At 43.3% G+C, this 1000-nt stretch carries 2 protein-coding genes; both read right to left on the bottom strand.

Going from position 1 to position 1000, the window contains the following annotated elements:
• Positions 1-188 (bottom strand): hypothetical protein (locus F6K53_RS45610; protein WP_293087879.1); only part of this gene is annotated, 188 nt, incomplete at its 3' end.
• Positions 151-1000, bottom strand: an 850-nt coding sequence (locus F6K53_RS45605; RefSeq protein WP_293087876.1) for a transposase, incomplete at its 5' end; no start/stop codon positions are given. The genes F6K53_RS45610 and F6K53_RS45605, both read right to left, overlap by 38 nt.

Raw genomic sequence — 1000 nt, 5'->3', positions numbered from 1 at the left:
TGCCACTGATTCCAGGCATCTATCCCTCGTTTGAGCACAGCCAAATGCTCTTTGTCTGCCATGATGCAATTCGATCCCACAATACAAAAAAACGCCAACAATAGGGCAGCTTGACGCTCCCCACGGCACTGATGCCCGGGGATTCCAGTTTCACAGACATTTCTTGCCTCGGCAGGTCTTGCGACCAACTGAAGTAGAGGAAACATCTCCACTGGCGTTACTTTCCGGACGCCCTCCGGTAGTGCTTACACGAGAGAGAATTACTTTGGCTGCATTTACATCTCGTTGTTCGACGTAACCACAGTGTGGACAAGAATGGGTACGAGTACTCAGGCTTTTCTGTACTCTGACACCGCAATTACTGCACTCTTGACTCGTATAGTGGGGTGGTACAGCAATTATTTCACGTCCAAACTTTACACCAAAGTGTTCTAGCCACTGGCGAAAGTTGTACCAAGAAGCATCACTGATACTTTTGGCTAGCTTGTGGTTTCTCACTAACCCGCTTATATTTAAGTCTTCCAAGACGATCTTAGCGTTAGCTAGACATAAGTTGCGTGCCAATCTCTTGGCATGTTCATTCCTCTGTCTTGTTACTCTTAAATGTTTGCGAGAATAGATACCACGAGCCTTATTTCTGCCAGATGACCCCTTCTTTTTTTTGTAAATTTTACCCTGAGAACGCTTGATGTCTTTTTCGGCTTTTCTTAAGAATTTTGGATTTTCTTCATGATTACCATTACTGTCCGAATAAAAATACTCAAGTCCAACATCGATTCCAACTTCTGTGTTAGTCTCTGGCGCAGGTCGGGAGTTTTCAATCTTAACGCAAAACTGAACATAATAACCATCAGAACGCTTAACGATACGTACTCGTTTGATCAGTTTTAGATCGAAAGTATGAATATCCCACTTACCTAAAAGTTTTACCTCGCCAATACCTTTATTATCGGTAAACTTGATTCGTCTTTTGGTTGGGTGTAACTTCCATCCTGACTGT

It is taken from the genome of Moorena sp. SIO4A1 (genome assembly GCF_010672065.1).
Lineage (GTDB): Bacteria > Cyanobacteriota > Cyanobacteriia > Cyanobacteriales > Coleofasciculaceae > Moorena.
The sequence above is the reverse complement of the archived record's forward strand: the minus strand, read 5'-3'. Positions and strand labels throughout refer to the sequence as shown.